This is a genomic window from Bacillus cereus group sp. BfR-BA-01356 (genome assembly GCF_022663635.1).
GTDB lineage: Bacteria > Bacillota > Bacilli > Bacillales > Bacillaceae_G > Bacillus_A > Bacillus_A cereus.
Genome location: NZ_JAKUFX010000077.1, coordinates 1 through 18,696 on the forward strand (window position 1 = coordinate 1; position 18,696 = coordinate 18,696).

An 18,696-nucleotide genomic window follows, 5' to 3' on the forward strand; every position below is an offset into this window, starting at 1 on the left:
AATCGAGAGATTCATAAGAAAACGTCATCCTTTCTAGTCTAGCTTTTTTAGAAAGAATAACGTTTTTTTACACTTGGGGGTAGTGAAGATTTTTAAGTTGATGGGCATGTGAGGTTTTCTACATGTAGAAAACCTCATCTTTTTACTTATATTGTTTTGCAACTATGAGTTCGACAATAGGATAAATAAAGAATGAAGAGCAAATTGCGATGAACAGAGGGAGGTTTTTTACTCCATCTAAATTAGCCCCCATAGAAAATCCTTCGGAGAAGATTAATAAAAGGAACATTACAACTACAAGCACAAAATACGCAATTTTAAAGCTTTTATATGTAATTTGTTGTCCCATCTCATCTTGACTTTCTTCTGACACACCGTGGGGATCTCCCCAAGTAATGTGATTAATTAAATTACTAAGTATTAACGAAATAGCAAAAATCGTACCACCTAAAATAGAACCTTCAGTTATGTATTTATATGTGCCATGTACTAGTATTGCAATTAATGCTAAAACAATGATTATAAAAATAGTTTTTTTAGTATTCAATAAATAATTGCCCCCTCGATTGTAAAAAACTTTTTACAAATATAAGTATAAAATTGGAAAAGCATCATGTCAAATACTTTTTACACGAAATATGTAAGTATGCAATATTTTGGTTTTATGATAAACAAAAAATTACAATACATTTGAATGTAAAAGAATGGGCTCGCATATATTTGGAAGGGATGTCAGATTAATTTAGGGGGTAGTTATGTCTATACTTTTAAAAGCTGGTGCAGATGCAGGAAACAACGGTTTGAAGTTAATGGTGAAAGGGCAAGACCCTATTTTTATTCCGAGTATTTATTCTTTATATATAGGTGAGCCTACAGGACTCTTAGATGAGGTAGATGTTTCATTATCTGAATTAGAAAACCACATTGATGTGACTATAAGTTCGCCATCGTTAATGCTAAATAATGTACGATACATCGTTGGAGAAAAAGTTATTCAAGATCAATTAAAAGGTACTGAGGTAGAGAAGAAATCGAATAAGTCAACGGATGAGTTAATGGTTATTACAATACTATCAGGTTTGGCGGTAAGCGCTATGCGTCAAAGTCCAACTTCTAGCCATATTAATATTCGTTATGATTTATCTGTCGCTCTTCCTATGCAGCTTATTACACAAGAAATAGCTGCTGAAAATGCAAAACGTTATATGGGAAATCATAAGGTTATTTTCCATTATCCGAACGGACGCGATGTGACAATTAATGTTTCAATTGAGTATTGTAAATGCCTGCCTGAGGGCGCTTCTGGTACGTGGGGCATTGTATACGATGAAGAAGGAAATGTTGTGAAACATAAAATAGAATGTGAGCAAAATCAAGTTTCTGAAATTGATTTTGTAGATAAAACTCTACTCTCTTTTGATATTGGTGCAGGGACGACAGAAGAAGTCGTTTCATTAGGGGTGAATTTCCGTCCGCAACTAAGTAAAGGTTTATCTTATGGTGTAAAAGAGACGTTACTACAAATCATTACGAGATGGAACCGGAAGTATCCAACTAAAACGATTGATAGTATTACAGAATTCAATCAAATTTATTTAAATGATAAGCATCCGAGAAATACCTTATTAGTTGAGGAATCACAGCCAGCGCTATTAGGTTTAGCAGCACGTGTCGCAACAGATATTATAAATAAAATTGATGATATGAAAGACGATCCATACGTGTTTATTTATGGCGGGGGTGCAGTAATTATTAAAAACAGTTTAAAAATGATTTTAAAGCAAAAAGGACGACTCAAAAATGTAATCTTTGTAGATAATCCGTTATTTACAAATGCACGAGGATTATTAGTCTATACTTGTTCGCCAAAATATAGAGAGCATAAGCAAAAAGAGTTAGGATTTACAAACTTAACGATAAGTTAGTTGGTGGAAGTATGCGATCTAGGCGATATAAACGTGGTGATCGAGTAAAAATCAATATTCATAAATCGGTATCACCTGAAATGCTTGCGTGGCTGAATAAACAATCAAATCCAACTAATTTCTTCTTTTTTGCTGCGCAGCAACTATTTAAACAAGTTGGAGATATTGACGTTTCAAAAGCTTTACCAAGCAGCCATGTTTTCTCATTATATGTGGAGCCTTCATCCTTATTAAAAGTCGAAGTAAACCCTTTTAAAAACATGACACTAGACACAAATACATCCACCGAAAATGCAAAAAAAAAATTATGGGAATCTGTTGATCAATTAGATTGTCCATTTTTTTAAACATAGAAAAATATACAAAGTCCCCATCACTATACATACGAATACAGTGATGGGTTTTTGTTTGTAACTAGAAGGGGGCACAATTTGTGCCCCCTTCCATTAGTTATTTATCTAAATTTTAGATGTATGTTTAGAAACAGCGTTAATTATGCTTTCCCAGTCATCTGGATGGTTTTCATGGCCTGCCCCTTTAAGGGTTAATAGTACTGAGTTTGGAATTTCATCAATTAGTGCGAGGCCATGTTCAAATGGTAGTGCTGTATCGTCTGTTCCGTGAATAACTAATGTAGGTGCTTGTATGGATTGAAGTACACCTTCATATGCATCATCACCTTGAAGTAAAGCGTGATTAAACATACTTAATAAATTGTTTGCGCGTTCTATTTCTTGTTTTACTTGTTTATAAACTCTATTTTCATCAAATATTCGTTCTGATCCACATAATAGACGAGATCCTGAAACTAAATACTCTGCCACATCATTTTTATTTGCCCAATCTATACTTGTGCTATTTACATGATGTGTTAAAATCCTTTCATCCATTGGAGGTAAATCGCGAGTATTGTCATCAGATCCTATTACACTAGTCGCTAGTAAAGTCAGCGTCAAAATTCTTTCGGGATGTTTTACAGCAGCAATTTGAGCAATCATACCACCTAATGACATACCAAATAGGTGAGCTTTATTAATATGATAAGCATCTAGTACTCCAATTGCATCTTCAGCCATATCTGTTACTGTATAATTGGAAGTTCTAGGTTCATAGGCAACAGAGCGTCCAACATCACGGTTATCAAAGCGAATAACAAACTTCCCCGTACTAGCCAACAGCTCACAAAACTCTTCGTCCCAATAAACCATGGAACATGTAGCGCCCATAATTAATAAAATAGCAGGGTTCTTAGGGTTCCCAAAGCTTTCTGTACATATATCAATTCCGTTTATTTTAAATATCTTTTCACTCATATAGTTAGCCTCATTTCTTTTGAATTTAATTAATAAAACAGTTTTGGATGATTCTAAGATGTGTGTAAGATTCGTATTGGAATTTATCCCGCTATTTGCTGGGCAGTAAGAGTCCCATTTCAAAATTCCGGGAAAGTAAAGAAGTTGGGAGGGGACCAACTGCCCGGAAAAGCCCGATTGGCGAGGGTTGATTAAAGTTTCACTTTATAATGCTTCTTGCATAATTACCCCCAAAAATAATTATATGTTAATTCAAGGCAAAAAATTTTGAGAAATAATTGCATGTTATTAAAATAAACAGCAAGGAGGAGAGGAAATGAAAGCAATTGTTATTGATCAATATGGTAGTGTTGAAGAATTAAAAGAAAGACAAGTTTTAAAATCGGTTGTTAAGAATAACGAAAAAGCTCAACAATAAATAGTATCCCATACTATACATTTTCGGGTATTATTTATTGTTGGCTAATGTGATATTGCTTCTAACAAATACTTTTTCGTATTGTATCATGTAATTTCTCTAATCCAATTTCCATATCTTTCTCGTTTAACATTGAATAGCTAATTCTTAATTGGTTATCATTTGTTTCGTAGTTTAATAGACAAGCTGTTCCTGGTAAAAAAGAGACATCTACTTCATTTGCTTTTTGTAATAAGGTAAAGGGATCTATCGAATCAGGTAGTGTCACCCATAAATTAAAACCTCCATTTGGTATTTCAAAGTGTAGTTCTTTTAATGGCGATAATATATCAATTGTTAAATCACGTCTCATTTGTAAAGCTGTACGTAATTTTTCTAAATGGTTTTTCATACGTTCTGCACGTAAAAACGGTAGAAGTGCCTTTTGTGTTAATAAAGGACTACCGATATCCATTGAACCTTTTACTGCATATAGCCATTCAAAAATAGGACCATCGGCAATAAGTGCTGCAATACGCAGTCCTGGTGCTAACGTTTTACTAAATCCTTTTATATATATTACGTGGCCATCCTTATCAAAACTTTTGATTGGGGGCGGGATTATAGCATCCTCAAAATATATTTCTCCGAAAGAATCATCTTCAATAATAAAAAATTGATATAGCTCCGATAGTTCTATAAGTTCCATTCTTCGTTCTTTACTCATTACTGTACCTGTCGGATTCTGGAAGGTGGGATTCGTATACAATAAAACGGGATTTTTACTTTGACAAATATCATCAATTAAGTCGGAGCGAACTCCATGATTATCAAGAGAAACGGGAATGATTTGAACACCTTTATTGATGAAAATATCAAGCGCAGCACTGTAACATGGACTTTCTACCAATACAGTATCTCCAGGTTTTAATAATGTTTGAGCAATTAAATCAATTCCTTGTTGTGCGCCGCTTGTAATTAATAATTGAGATGGGTCTGTCACTAATTTCTGGTGTTCATGTAAGTAATTTGCTATTTCAACTCGCAATTCATAATCGCCTTGAACTGGCCCATAAGTTGCTAACAACATCGGATTTTTATCCAGCAATTTATGCATTTCATCTGCCAAAAATGGATTTGGTAACAGACGAGGATACAGAATTGCTTGTGAAAAATTATAATATTTACGGTGCTTATTCATTGCATATTGAGAACGCATAACATTAATCGTTTTCGTTTGTTGCCATTTATACGGAATTGGTTTGAAATCTTTCTTTACCCGTTTATATATGTAAGCACCTTTTCCTTGTTCGATGCGTATATACCCTTTCGTTTCTAACTGTTTATACGCTTTACGAACTGTTAATACATTGATTTGTAAATCTGTGGCCATACAACGTAAAGAAGGAAGAGATTCACCATGTGAAAGCATACCACTTTGTATTCTGTCAACAATTTGCATATATATTTGCTTGTAATACGGTATGTTTGTTTCTTTACGCAATACAATTTTCATAGGTTCACCTATTTTTCTTTTTAACTTAATTAAAGCGAAAAATATATAGGGAATCAACTACAACTTGAAGTAACTGTTATATGTACCGATACACTGTTATACACCATAGCCTCTATACTCATTCTAAGAGTAAAAAGGAGGAAGCAAAATGGTCATTTTTAATTACATTTTAGTATGTATTATTTTCGGGACAACATTTTTAACGATAAAAATTGGAATTGAAGCAGGGGCGCCACCGTTGTTTTCAGCAGGAATTCGCTTCTTTTTAGCGGGCATAATCCTTATGATTATTTTTAAATTAAAGCGAAAAGAAATTATGCCACATATATTTTCAAAACGCATTATGTATGCTGGATTTTGTTTAACATTTATGACATTCGCAAGTTTATATTGGTCAGAACAATATATTTCTTCGGGATTAGCTGCTGTTCTTTCTGCTACGGGACCAATGATGATTTTATTAATACAAGCAAAGAGGAATAGGGAGAAATTACAAAAGGAACAACTCGTTGCTTTAGTTATTGCACTAATAGGCGTTATATTTGTTTCTTTACCAGGAATGCATCAACAAGTAAGTTTCATATGGAGTATTGCTTGTATTGTTTTAGTTATAGGGGAGTTATTTTACGGAATAGGCTCTATTCGTTCGAAAGAAATACTGTCAGATTTATCAAATGTATCACCATTTCTTATTAACGGTATTCAAATGTTTTATGGAGGGATTTTACTACTAATCGCATCTATTATTGTAGAACAACCAAATGTAACCGTATTAACTTCATGGAGTGTGCAATGGCCTATTTTATATCTCATATTTATCGGATCGATTGGTGGACACGGATTATATTACTGGCTCTTATCAAAAACAAATCCAGTATTTCCATCGACGTGGTTATATGTATCACCATTAATTGCAATAATTGTGGGATATATCATTTTAGGAGAACCTTTAAATCCTACAATGGGAATGGGGGCTTGTCTTATATTGATTGGTGTATTTTTGGCCAATCGTTCAACACTACGGACTTATTTCAAAAAAGGGCGGTTATTAGAGAAGGAGATGTAGTTTAATAAAGCAATAGCCCTGTATATTACAGGACTGATAAAATCAAAAACACAGTTGGAAAAATAACCAACTGTGTTTTTGATAATTAATTCACTTTTTTAATAAAGCCTTTATAATGACGTTTTACAAGCTGGCTTTCTAACGTCTTCATAGTTTCTAGTGCTACACCGACAATGATAAGTAAGCTTGTACCACCAATTTGAGCAGAAGGTGGTAACGTAGCAATTTTCGTGAATACGAGCGGTAATATAGAAATAGCACCTAAGAAAATTGCACCGATAAATGTTAGACGGTATAGAATTTTAGTTACATATTGTTCAGTTGCTTTACCAGGACGAATACCAGGAACATATCCATTTTGCTTTTTCAAATTCTCAGCCATTTGTTCAGGATTTACTTGAATAAATGCGTAGAAGTATGTGAAAGCAACGATAAGACCGACATAAAGTGTCATTCCAATTGGATGTGCGAAATCAAGATTTGCAACTAACCATTTTGATACGCTTGAATCAGGGAAGAGCTGCGCAATTGTACGCGGCGTCATTAAAAATGCAGAAGCAAAGATAACTGGTATAACACCAGCACTATTTACTTTAAGCGGTAAATGAGTGTTTTTTGCTCCTTGATATTGATTGTTTCCTGAAACAGCTTTTGCATATTGGATCGGTATTTTACGTACAGCTTGTTGAATGTAAATAACACCAACAACTATCGCTAAAATTACGAGTCCAATTAAAACAATTTTTATTATGTGCATAAATAGCTGATCGCCAGCATTTTGGAATTGTTGTAAATAAATTTGATTTGCAACATTTGGAATCGCAGCAACAAGACCTGCGAAGATAATCATCGAAATACCATTACCAACTCCGTTAGCGGTAATTTGTTCGCCTAACCAAAGTAAAAATGCAGTACCTGCAGTTAAAACTGTCGCAATAAATAAGTATGTAGTCCAGCTTTGATCTGTTATTAATTGTCCACCTGCTATATTATTAAAGCCATAAGACATTCCGATGGCCTGTATGAATGCGAGAATGATTGTAAAGTATCGAGTGAATTGAGCTGATTTCTTACGGCCCATTTCTCCTTGCTTTGCCCATTCCGAAAATTTAGGTATAACATCCATTTGTAGTAACTGTACTATGATGGAAGCTGTAATATATGGTGTAATACCTACAGCAAAGATTGAGAAGTGTTGTAATGCTCCTCCGCCAAATACGTTTAACATACCTAGAACGTTAGCTTGATCTTGTACTTTTAATACCTCTGCGTTAGTATGAGGAACTGGAATAAACGTGCCAATTCGAAAAACGATTAACATCGCTAGTGTAAAAAGGATTTTCCTTCTTATCTCAGCTACTCTCATGAAATTTGAAATCGTACGAAACATTATGTCGCCTCCTATATTTTTATCAGTAAAAAACTGATTATTATACCCTATGAAGTAACCACAAACCTCCTTCCGCACTAAATTCATTTGACAAATGGATTTTCATACACTTTGTAGTTTTCACGGATATAAAAATATAAGGTGTTATATAAGCGACCTATACACTTCACGTAATCATTCAATACCCATAATATATCGAATAAATTAACAAATGTACATACATACGCATTAAAAATGAATAAATAGGGTCATTTTTTACATTTATTTAATGATAAATTGATAGGACATTATACTGGTAAATGCGCTTCGTATATTCCTTTAATCAATTAAAATCCTCCACCTTTTAAAAAGAATGTAAAATCAAATAAAAGTATGAAAGTACATACTACTTTAGTAGTAATAGTAATCAATTATATTTCAATTCAAATTCATCTCCCGCTGATTAAAGTTTCACTTTATATGATTAGAGAATTCTTTTTATTTAAGAAGGAATAAATGTTAAAGAAAGCTAATTAAACAGTGTACATATTTATAGGGGAGAAGATATAAATGAAAGTTGTTATAAAAAAATTACCACCATTAGAAGTAGCGTATATAAGACGAACTGGTAGCTACTTTGAACCGCAAGATCACTGGAGAAAGTTACTGAATTGGTCAATTGAAAATAAACTGTATCCACCAGAGCAATCATTTATCGGAATATCATTGGATAATCCTGAACTTGTTGCAAGTCATAAGTGCCGGCATGATGCATGTATTACGATTCCTGAAAACTTTGATAAAGAAAAGTATCATACTGTGCAATTTAAAAGATTAGATGGAGGTACATATGGTCTATGCCAGTTCTATGATGAACCTCATAAATTAAGTGAAGCGTATCAATACATGTATGCAGAGTGGCTACCAAATAGTGAGTATGATGCAGATTATGATAGAGATAATTTAGAGTTTTGCTTAAATAATGTTGCTGAAGATCTAGAAGGAAAGTTAAAGGTTGATTTATTTGTGCCAATTAAAAATATATAAAAAACAAATAACTTCATTTGTGGTTTTAAAATGAAATTGGACTAGTAGTGAAAGAAAATCTTTTTTCGAAGATAATATTTCTAGCGTAGAAATTTAAGTATGTAGGCTGCAATGAAAGGAGAATCCGCATGGATAAAATTGTAAATGACAAGTTTTATGAAACGAGAAATCAATTAGTTGAGGAAATTACTTTGTTGAGTAATGCTCAATTTAATAGGAAACCAGATAAGGATAAATGGAGTATTGCACAAGTTTGTCATCATTTAGTTTTATTAGATGAGAGAGTGATAACAGTTATTTCGTCAGGATTAAAAAAGTTAGATAGTACCCAAAATGAGCGTAAAGAAATTCACACTATTTTATTAGATAGAACGAAAAAGTTTATAGCTCCAGAAATGATTGAACCAAGTATAGAACCATTTGAAGTGCAGCAAATGCTCAATATGCTAAACGAATCAAGAAAAGAATTGATGCGTTTCCTGAGTACAATAGAAGATGAGTCTGTATTAGCGAAAAAATCAGTGATGCATCCAGCTCTTGGAGAATTGCCCCTTGATCAGTGGATAGAACTGATCTATTTGCATGAACAGCGTCATATGTTACAAATCAAAGAGATAAAATTGCTTTGTGAAATTGAAAAGTAAAAATTATTCCCTATTTATTATCGATACGTATTATAAACAGGGAAAACGGTTGATTCTTATTGATTCAGAAGAAACCAAAAATAGAATGAAATTAGTTGAAAGTAACCAATAAGCTGAAGAAAATATGAAACTATCCGATTTTCTGTATAAGTGTAACCCCCGTCTTAAATGAAGAGCGGGGTTATTTTTTTGAAAGTGTTTTTATTTAGAAGGAGATAAATCAGTAACTGTATATGCCCGTTTTAATAAATTGAAATGATGATTTTTATGATGATAAATGATATGTCCTTATTTTGAAAGTACACTTCACACTCTTAAGAAAGGGGTATTCTGTCAGGAAATGATAAGATACAATTCTGTTAGAGGATGTATGCAATTTATTCTCTTTATTTTTGCAACAGAACTACCTTCAAAATTATCTTTTGTAGTTGAAGTTTCCTGAATAATAAGTTACATTTTTAAAGTTCAAGCAACTTTATGAAATTACAAAAAGGGGAGAAATATTATTATTATGCAAAAAATGAAATGGAAGAACTTTGTATGTTACTTTGTAATTCTATTACTGCTTGGAACAGCAGTAATAGTCAAACCACCTATCTCTAAGGCTGAGGAATCTGAAGTTAATATCACATTGTTAGGTACTGCAGATATTCATGGTAGATTTATGCCTTGGGATTATGCGCTTGATGGAGCAAATATGAGTGGAAGTTTGACACAGCTTTATACGGTTATAAAGAAGGTCCGTCAAGAAAATCCAAATACCATATTAGTAGATGCCGGGGATACAATTCAAGGAAACTCAGTAGAATTATTCAACGATAAGCCACAATCGCCAATGATGGTAGCGATGAATACAATGGGATATGACGCCTGGGCATTTGGAAATCATGAATTCAACTTTGGATTAGATACATTGAAAAAAGTTAGTGAGCAATATAAGGGGAAAACGTTAGCAGGAAATATTTATAAGGAAAATGGAGAGCGCTTTCTTCCTGCATATACAATTGTAGAAAAAGGTGGAATTAAAGTTGGGATTATTGGTATGAATACACCAATGATTAGTGATTTTGAAAAAGGGACAGATCACTTAAATGGTTTAGTGGTGAAAAATCCGGTAGAAGAGACGAAAAAGGCAATTAAGGAATTAGAAGGTAAAGTAGATGTAATGGTAGGAGTTATGCATATGGGATTAGAAAATGAGAATGGTATCCCTGGTACTGGTGTTCAAGATATTGCAAATGCTTGTCCGGAACTAAGCGCTATTTTTGCGGCTCACATGCATAAACTTGTAAAAAAAGAAGTTGTAAATGGCGTAATTATTACAGAACCAGATAAATATGGAACACATATTTCACGTATTGACCTTACTTTTACAAAGCAAGATGGGAAGTTGGCTTTAAAAAATAAAACTGCTACCGCTATACCTGTAAAAAATGCTGATGGAACAACGATATTATCTGATCCTACACTTGAAGAAACATTAACACCTTTTCACGAATATGCGAGAGGAGATGCAAATGTTGTAGTGGCTCAATTAAAGGGTAGAAATCTTGTTCCTGAAAATGAAATAAAGGGTATTCCAAGTGTTCAGATTCAAGAAACACCTTTATCAGATTTCTTTCATGAAGTCATGCTCTACTACAGTAAAGCAGATGTAGTAGCCCATCAAATTGATAATGATTATGCCCGTTTAGATATAGGTCCTATTAAGAAAAAAGATATTGCGTACAATTACCAATATGCCTTGGGAGAAATTACAGTATATAAGATTTCTGGAAAAGATTTAAAAGACTATATGGAATGGGCAGCAGGATATTTTAACTCATCTCGTGCCGGAGATGTAACCGTTAGCTTTGATAAAACCCGCCGTGCCTCTAAATACAGTACGAACGATTTCTTTGGAGGCGTAAAATACGAAATTGACTTAACAAAACCATATGGAAGTAGAATTACAAATTTACGCTCTATTCGTACAAACAAACCAATCAAAATGAGCGATGCTATGACGCTGGGAATGAATGCATATAGAATGGAGGCTCTTCAGGCAAAAGGAGGAGCTTTAGAGGGGCGTAAGTTTGAACAAATTTGGTCATCTAAACAAGAGAATGCATTTGGAGAAACAGGTGGGACCATTCGTAACCTTGCTATTACATATTTAAAAGAGGTAAAGAACGGTGTATACACGCCAAAAGTTATGCGTAATTGGAAAATTACTGGTGTAGATTTACATTCTTCAGAGCATAAGGCGGTAGTTGATCTTGTGAATAAAGGGATTTTAGAAATTCCAAAAACAGAAGACGGAAAATACACAAATATAGCATCTATAAATACGAAAGACTCAATTTCAAAAGAAGAGATTATATTACTCTCACAAAAAGCAAATATTAATCCAAATCAGTTTAATCATGTAAAGACAAAAGGTGAATTTTACAAAAAACTTAGTAGGATTACTAAAAAAATATAAATTATAAAATTTCTTATAGTAATTGTTATTTTAATAGCATGAAACCCACTCTTAAAATAGTTAAGAGTGGGTTTTTATGTTGTTATTTAGATATAAGTATACTTTTATTAGAATGAATATAGATAATTAATAACTAACCAATTGGATGAGCGTCTTAGGGAGCTCTTTTTTATTGAAATTAATGCATTTATATGAGTTGTTCTTTAATTGTAGCATCATCCTTAATTTATGTAATTTTGCATAATGTTACATAAATTGTGTATTTTCTCTTTTTTTAGACATTAATAGACAGTATACTTTGTACAAGCTTTCTATTTCAAAAATTATACGAGGTGAAATAATGAAAAACAAAAAGACATTAACTAAGGTAGCATTAACAACAGGATTAGCTTTAACAGCTGTGGCACCATATGGGGTAGGTCATGCAGAGGAAACAGATCAACTACAAGTTCAAATTCAGGAGGAATCGTTCCGTTCGGGTGAACTTACACAGCCGTCACAAAAGGCACCAGAAAATGTAGTAAAGGATGCACTTAAGGAGAAAACAGAACAAGCTCTGTCCCAAAAACAAGTCAATGGAGAAGCAGGAGTAGATTATAAAGTCCTTCAAAAACGTGGTTCGTATGATGGAACTACACTTGTGCGTATGCAGCAAACATACGAAGGAAAAGAAGTATATGGACATCAATTAACTGCACACGTAGATAATAAGGGTGTTATTAAAAGTGTTTCAGGCGATAGCGCGCAAAATTTAAAACAAGAAGAATTGAAAAAAACTATTAATCTATCAAAAGATGAAGCAAAACAATATATTTATACGAAATACGGGAACGATATCAAGTTTATTTCTGAGCCAGAAGTTAAAGAGGTTATTTTTGTTGATGAAAATAATGGACAAGCTAGCAATGCATACCAAGTTACCTTCGAAGCTGCAACACCAAACTATGTTTCTGGTACTTATTTAGTAAATGCACAAAATGGTGATATGTTAAAAAATATGGTAAAAGAATCTAACTTAAAAGCAAGTGAAAAACTAGTTGGAGCCTTAAAGAAAAGTAAACAAAGCAGCCTTACATCATTAACGGGAACAGGAAAAGATGATTTAGGTATTAATCGTTCATTTGGTATCTCTAAACAAAGTAATGGCAAATATGCTCTTGCTGATTATACAAGAGGGCAAGGCATTGAAACATATGATGTGAATTACAGAGATATTACTAAAGAAGAAAGCTATTATCCTGGTACATTAGCGACAAGTACTTCGGCAACATTTAACGATCCAAAAGCAGTAAGTGCTCATTACTTAGCAACAAAAGTATTTGATTTTTATAAAGATAAATACAAGCGTAATAGCTTTGATAATAAGGGACAAAAGGTAGTTTCAGTTGTACACGCTTGGGATTCTGAAGAGACGAATGATCCGAAAAATTGGCAGAATGCATTAAGTGCTAATAATGGAAGTATGCTTGTATATGGCGATCCTAGTGTTAAAGCATATGACGTAGCTGGACATGAATTTACACATGCTGTTACTTCTAGCGAATCTAATCTTGAATATTACGGGGAATCCGGTGCGATTAATGAGGCGCTATCTGATATTATGGGAACATCTATTGAGAAATACGTAAATAATGGAAACTTTAACTGGACAATGGGAGAACAAACGGGATCTGTTTTCCGTGATATGGAAAACCCAGCTTCTGTGCCATCTTCACTTGGAGTGCCTTATCCAGATGATTACAGTGAATTTAACGATTTTAATGGATGGGATCAAGGCGGTGTTCATTTTAATTCAAGTATTATTAATAAAGTTGCGTATCTGATTGCAAAAGGCGGAACTCATAACGGAGTAACTGTTAAAGGAATTGGTGAAGATAAAATGTTTGATATTTTCTATTATGCAAATACAGATGAGTTAAACATGACTTCTAATTTCAAAGAATTGAGATCAGCATGTATTCGAGTGGCAACTAATAAATATGGTGCGAATACAGCTGAAGTTCAAGCAGTTCAAAAAGCATTTGATGCAGCAAAAATTAAGTAATTTAGAAATATAGTTATCATTCATATATTAATACATTATGAAAAACAGCTAATGTCATTTTAAGGATATTAGCTGTTTTTTACGTAGCAATGTATTATTGAAAATAAACTGACTAAGCAATAATGAGGCACTTTACCTGTAAGAAGTTGTGACAAATAAATAAGGTTTAAAATATATAAAAACAGAAAATTAATAATATATTGACCTCTTGATAGAAAGTCTATAAAATGAAAGCGATAACAAACGATTGCTTTAAAATTATTTCCCTGATCTTTTAGCATTTACAAACATATGAAGGCATAAACAAATCTATTTTTTTAAGTACTAATGCAAACGTTTTCGTATTAAAAGGTCATTGAAATACATACGTGAAAATAGCCAATATGGAGGTGAAGTAAAAGAGATTTCTAGATTAATTTAAGCAGTGTTATGTAGTGAAAGCATAATAAATCGTTAGTAATATTTGAAGAAAGGGTGTATGTGGTGCAAATTATAAAAAGATTAATTAACAAAACAGTTTTATTACTTACTTTAATCGTTATGTTATAATCTGTTTTCTCCTTTCAGAGTGTGAAGGCAGTTTCAAATTCGAAAACAACTGAAATTATCATTCATTACAAAGAAAAGCTTGGAAATACAAAAGACTGGAATCTTTGGTTATGGGGAGAAAATGCAAATGGTACATCTTATGAATTTACTGGTGAAGATGAATTTGGAAAATACGCTAAGATAAAAATAGACGGTGACTATAATCGTGTAGGATTTATAGTTCGAACAAATGAATGGGAAAAAGATGGTGGGGATCGTTGGATTGAAAATATAAAGGACGGTCGTGCTGAAGTATGGATTCTTTCGGGTGATGAAAAAGTATATAATTCTAAGCCATCATCGGATCTCTCAATTCAAAAAGCAACTATTGATAGTTTCCATGAAATTACTGTAACGACTAATGTCCCGTTTCATATTAAGGAAAAGAAAATTGAAATTGAAGGCATTAAAATTAAGAATATTACTCCTTATGATATAAACAGTGGAGATATTACTAATAAGGTCAAAATAATTACGGAACAGAAAATTGATTTAAAACAAACATACAAAGTTAAAATAGAAAACTTAGCTGATACGAATACTGAAATTGGTAAAGTCATTCGTAGCGAAGAATTTGATAATTTATTTTATTATGGTGGTAACGATTTAGGAAATACATATACTCCGCAACATACAAAGTTTCGTTTATGGGCTCCTACTGCAAGCGAAGCGAAGTTAGTTACATATAAAAACTGGAACGATAAAATAGGTGCTGAAATAAACATGCAACAAGGTGAAAAGGGAACTTGGACAGCAGAACTAAAGGGGAACCAAAAAGGGCTCTTTTATACGTATAAGGTCAAAATTGGTGATAAGTGGACTGAAGTGGTTGATCCATATGTGCGTGCTGCTTCTGTAAATGGGGATAAAGGTGCAGTTGTTAATTTAGAAGAAACAAATCCGAAAAAATGGAAAGCAAACAAAAAGCCAAAATTTAAAAATCCGGAAGATGCTATTATTTATGAGTTACATGTACGCGATCTTTCCATTCAATCTGAAAGTGGTATTAAACAGAAAGGGAAGTATTTAGGTGTAACAGAAAAAGGAACAAAAGGGCCAGAAGGTGTAAAAACAGGACTTGATCATATAAAGGATCTTGGTGTTACTCACGTTCAGTTTTTACCGATATTTGATTATGCTTCTGTAAATGAAGAGACTTTAAATGAACCGCAATATAACTGGGGATATGATCCTAAAAATTTCAATGTTCCAGAAGGCTCCTATTCTACAAATCCTTATGAGCCGACTGTGCGAATAACTGAATTAAAGCAAATGGTTCAAACACTACATGATAATAATCTTCGAGTGGTGATGGATGTAGTATATAACCATATGTATAACGCTGCTGAATCTAATTTCCATAAGTTAGTTCCAGGTTATTATTATCGTTACAATGAAGATGGAACATTTGCAAATGGAACTGGAGTAGGAAATGATACTGCTTCAGAAAGAAAAATGATGAGGAAATTTATGATAGATTCCGTCACATATTGGGCAAAAGAATACAATTTAGATGGATTCCGTTTTGATTTAATGGGTATTCATGATTATGAAACGATGAATGAAATACGTAAAGCTGTTAATCAAATTGATCCTTCTATTATACTACACGGAGAAGGATGGGATTTAAATACACCTCTTGCAGCTGAGCTGAAAGCAAATCAAAAAAATGCAGAGAAAATGAAAGGGATTGCTCATTTTAACGATAATATACGTGATGGGTTAAAAGGTAGTGTATTTGAGGAAAAAGAAAATGGTTTTATAAATGGAAAGGAAAACATGGAAGATCGTATTAAAAAAGGTATTACGGCAGGTATTGACTACGATACAAATTCGTCTACCTATCAAGATCCAGAGCAGGTGCTAACTTATGTGGAAGCACATGACAATCATACATTATGGGATAAACTTGAGTTAACTAATCCAGGTGACAGCGATGAAGTGCGAACACAAATGCACAAATTGTCTTCTTCGATTTTATTAACATCACAAGGAATTCCATTTTTACATGCAGGGCAAGAGTTTATGCGGACGAAATACGGTGATCATAATAGTTACAAATCTCCAGACTCAATTAACCAGATGGATTGGCTGCGCCGTGCAACGTTTAATAATGAAGTAGATTATATGAAGGGTTTAATAGAATTACGCAAAAAGTACTCAGCTTTTCGAATGACATCTGCAGAGCAAATAAAAACACACGTATCATTTATTGATGCTCCAAAAAATACTGTAGCTTATATAATAGAGGGGAATAAACATGAATACTTTACAGTGGCTCACAATGCAAATAGAGAAGCTGTTGAAATAACACTTCCATCGAAAGGGCCTTGGAAAGTACTAGTAGATGGCAAGCAGGCGGGAAGTAAACTACTTTATGTTGTCTATGACAATAAAATTAAAGTTCCTGCATTAAGTTCATTTGTCTTAAAAACAGAGAAACCGATTAAATAAAAGCGAAGAATGTGGAAATAAATACTGCATTGAGCAAATTTAACAAGGATTGCAAATGAAAAAAGCGAAGTGAAGATTATTCTCACTTCGCTTTTAAAGTTAATGTAATATAATTTCACATACTGTAATTATATTACAATTTAATAAAAGAAATAAGCAATAGATTATTTCTTTTATGACAGTAGGAGGAGAAGATATCTTTGAGTTTATTTATAAAATTACCTGAAATACATTCGTAATTCATATAATGTTTATTATATATTCGAACATATAACGAACTAGATGTTCGAGTTGTATTAACTCCTACAAATCGTTTAAAAATAACAAAGGCGTAAAAAGTATATGGAATTAAAATAGAGAAAAGACACCATTCAAGGTGTCTTTTCTCTATTTTGAATATGAAATGTAAGTAACTCGATTGTATGTAATAGTATGTGATATTTTCACACTAACTGATTAAGAAAAATTTAAAACTCTTTTCTTAATCTATTTGTAATAAATTACATCATAAAATTTTATCGATATAATAAATAAAACTTTCTCAACATTATTTGATTTAATAACTATATTCAACCGCTCTCCAATCCATTACAATAATTTCACATTGAAAATACATGAATATTCTCAATGTTACAAATGGTTTATACCTTATAGGATTACTATGGGAAAGGATGTGAAATATCCAAAAAGAAATCATTTTTTATGATGAAATAAAAAATTTTAATGAAGAAAAAGTTATTTCATTATTTTCAAGTTTCGTTAAAGTGCATGTATTTATAATCACTATGAGACAAGGAGCAGAATCCGAAAAAATTTTTGTAAATTAGAAAATTGCATTTCAAAAATAAGTTAAATGTTTATGGAGGGTTATATGAGCGAGAAAATTTATTACTGGTCTCCGATTAAGCATTGGGAGAAGTTGCATAATGAAGTTTTGATAGGGGAAATGAGATTTACAGGTATTCTGTCTGAGTGGTTTCCAGATTTTTATTTTATGGCTCAAAAAGGTGTGAAAATTAGTGAACTAGTAGAGCGCTTTTCGTTAGGAAATGTAGAAGAGACACAAAAAAACATAGAGCTCATGATAAAAAATCGTGTGTTAGTAAGTAATATATTACACCCAAGAGAAGTATTTTCTTCACAAGAAAAGATTTTTTCAAATCCATATAGCAACCAGATTCGCTTTTCTAAAGAAAAGTTAGATAAGTATATGAGTAAACAATTAAATCGCACGCACGTTGCTGCACGGTCGACCGAAATTCAACTTGAAACAACAAATGAGCTACCTACTATAATCAAGGAACGTAGGTCTTGTCGTCAATTTGATATGGAAAAACATATTAGTTTTTCGGAATTTTCCCGATTCTTATCAACTCTAAAACAGGTTAGGGAAGAAAAAATATACTATCATTACGCAAGTGCAGGCGGGCTCTATCCCATTGATATCTTTGTTTATGTAAAACCAAAACGTATAGAGGATATGAAAGCTGGATTTTATTATTATAACCCATCAAAAAATAGTCTTGTGATTGTAAACAACATTGATCAAGTAATCAAAAGTGATCATGAGTTAATTAATCAGGATTTATTTACTCAATCTGCCTTCTCAGTTTATTTGGTTTATAATGCGAACGCTTCCATCCCGAAATACGGTTCAGATGGATATTTATTTGCTTGTATTGAGTCAGGCATTATCACTGCTACCTTAAATATGGTTGCTGAGACATTAAATTTAGGGGTTTGTTCAGTCGGTCATATGAAATTTGAAGAGATTCAGCAATTTTTATGTTTGGATAATCATCAAGTGTTTCTCCATGGGCTTGAAGTTGGCTTGAAAATTAACGAGTAGAAGAAATGAATATTAGGGGG

Annotated in this window: 12 protein-coding genes and 1 pseudogene; 9 read left to right on the top strand and 4 right to left on the bottom strand. The window is 32.9% G+C overall.

The window, feature by feature from the left end:
* Positions 1–142 precede the first annotated feature (142 nt).
* The gene (locus tag MR168_RS21815; protein WP_001093141.1) at positions 143–547 is read right to left on the bottom strand and encodes a hypothetical protein; all 405 of its coding nucleotides are present in this window, start codon (positions 545–547) and stop codon (positions 143–145) included.
* A 208-nt stretch (positions 548–755) separates the two neighbouring features.
* Between MR168_RS21815 and MR168_RS21820 the strand changes: the two genes are divergently transcribed.
* Complete coding sequence (locus MR168_RS21820) at positions 756–1,925, top strand: ParM/StbA family protein (RefSeq protein WP_000025622.1); 1,170 nt, start codon at positions 756–758, stop codon at positions 1,923–1,925.
* A gap of 11 nt (positions 1,926–1,936) precedes the next feature.
* Positions 1,937–2,272 carry a hypothetical protein gene (locus tag MR168_RS21825; protein WP_001257760.1) on the top strand — a complete coding sequence of 112 codons (336 nt, stop codon included), beginning with the start codon at positions 1,937–1,939 and terminating at the stop codon, positions 2,270–2,272.
* 111 nt (positions 2,273–2,383) lie between these two features.
* On the opposite strand, the gene mleBCA is transcribed toward MR168_RS21825, so the two are convergent.
* Positions 2,384–3,238, bottom strand: coding sequence for a BCA family alpha/beta fold macrolide esterase (gene mleBCA, locus MR168_RS21830; RefSeq protein WP_086411828.1), 855 nt, complete (start codon positions 3,236–3,238; stop codon positions 2,384–2,386).
* Positions 3,239–3,717: 479 nt separating this feature from the next.
* Positions 3,718–5,151, bottom strand: coding sequence for a MocR-like pyridoxine biosynthesis transcription factor PdxR (gene pdxR / locus MR168_RS21835; RefSeq protein ID WP_086411827.1), 1,434 nt, complete (start codon positions 5,149–5,151; stop codon positions 3,718–3,720).
* 148 nt (positions 5,152–5,299) lie between these two features.
* Here pdxR and MR168_RS21840 point away from each other — a divergent pair, with 148 nt between their 5' ends.
* A complete protein-coding gene (locus tag MR168_RS21840; protein ID WP_000234337.1) occupies positions 5,300–6,217 on the top strand; it encodes a DMT family transporter in 918 nt (305 codons plus the stop codon).
* A gap of 85 nt (positions 6,218–6,302) precedes the next feature.
* On the opposite strand, the gene secY is transcribed toward MR168_RS21840, so the two are convergent.
* Complete coding sequence (gene secY / locus MR168_RS21845; RefSeq protein ID WP_000490135.1) at positions 6,303–7,607, bottom strand: preprotein translocase subunit SecY; 1,305 nt, start codon at positions 7,605–7,607, stop codon at positions 6,303–6,305.
* Positions 7,608–8,156: 549 nt separating this feature from the next.
* On the opposite strand from secY, the gene MR168_RS21850 reads away from it, so the two are divergent.
* The 6 genes and pseudogenes from MR168_RS21850 to MR168_RS21875 all read left to right on the top strand — a co-directional run bounded on the left by MR168_RS21850 (position 8,157) and on the right by MR168_RS21875 (position 18,676).
* A complete protein-coding gene (locus MR168_RS21850; protein ID WP_000869617.1) occupies positions 8,157–8,633 on the top strand; it encodes an AraC family transcriptional regulator in 477 nt (158 codons plus the stop codon).
* 128 nt (positions 8,634–8,761) lie between these two features.
* On the top strand, positions 8,762–9,277 hold the full coding sequence (locus MR168_RS21855) for a DinB family protein (RefSeq protein WP_000358016.1): 516 nt from the start codon (positions 8,762–8,764) through the stop codon (positions 9,275–9,277).
* Positions 9,278–9,788: 511 nt separating this feature from the next.
* On the top strand, positions 9,789–11,741 hold the full coding sequence (locus MR168_RS21860; RefSeq protein WP_001171052.1) for a bifunctional metallophosphatase/5'-nucleotidase: 1,953 nt from the start codon (positions 9,789–9,791) through the stop codon (positions 11,739–11,741).
* Positions 11,742–12,081: 340 nt separating this feature from the next.
* Positions 12,082–13,785 carry a M4 family metallopeptidase gene (locus tag MR168_RS21865; RefSeq protein WP_086411826.1) on the top strand — a complete coding sequence of 568 codons (1,704 nt, stop codon included), beginning with the start codon at positions 12,082–12,084 and terminating at the stop codon, positions 13,783–13,785.
* Between the two features lie 483 nt (positions 13,786–14,268).
* Positions 14,269–16,827, top strand: a pseudogene (gene pulA, locus MR168_RS21870) (type I pullulanase).
* An 871-nt stretch (positions 16,828–17,698) separates the two neighbouring features.
* The gene (locus MR168_RS21875; protein ID WP_001290968.1) at positions 17,699–18,676 is read left to right on the top strand and encodes a SagB/ThcOx family dehydrogenase; all 978 of its coding nucleotides are present in this window, start codon (positions 17,699–17,701) and stop codon (positions 18,674–18,676) included.
* Positions 18,677–18,696 lie beyond the last annotated feature (20 nt).

Excerpts from the sequence above, each read along its gene's own strand:
- MR168_RS21820 (WP_000025622.1), top strand. The coding sequence starts at position 756 with ATGTCTATACTTTTAAAAGCTGGTGCAGATGCAGGAAACAACGGTTTG.
- MR168_RS21825 (WP_001257760.1), top strand. The coding sequence starts at position 1,937 with ATGCGATCTAGGCGATATAAACGTGGTGATCGAGTAAAAATCAATATT.
- mleBCA (WP_086411828.1), bottom strand. The coding sequence starts at position 3,238 with ATGAGTGAAAAGATATTTAAAATAAACGGAATTGATATATGTACAGAA.
- pdxR (WP_086411827.1), bottom strand. The coding sequence starts at position 5,151 with ATGAAAATTGTATTGCGTAAAGAAACAAACATACCGTATTACAAGCAA.
- MR168_RS21840 (WP_000234337.1), top strand. The coding sequence starts at position 5,300 with ATGGTCATTTTTAATTACATTTTAGTATGTATTATTTTCGGGACAACA.
- secY (WP_000490135.1), bottom strand. The coding sequence starts at position 7,607 with ATGTTTCGTACGATTTCAAATTTCATGAGAGTAGCTGAGATAAGAAGG.
- MR168_RS21850 (WP_000869617.1), top strand. The coding sequence starts at position 8,157 with ATGAAAGTTGTTATAAAAAAATTACCACCATTAGAAGTAGCGTATATA.
- MR168_RS21855 (WP_000358016.1), top strand. The coding sequence starts at position 8,762 with ATGGATAAAATTGTAAATGACAAGTTTTATGAAACGAGAAATCAATTA.
- MR168_RS21860 (WP_001171052.1), top strand. The coding sequence starts at position 9,789 with ATGCAAAAAATGAAATGGAAGAACTTTGTATGTTACTTTGTAATTCTA.
- MR168_RS21865 (WP_086411826.1), top strand. The coding sequence starts at position 12,082 with ATGAAAAACAAAAAGACATTAACTAAGGTAGCATTAACAACAGGATTA.
- MR168_RS21875 (WP_001290968.1), top strand. The coding sequence starts at position 17,699 with ATGAGCGAGAAAATTTATTACTGGTCTCCGATTAAGCATTGGGAGAAG.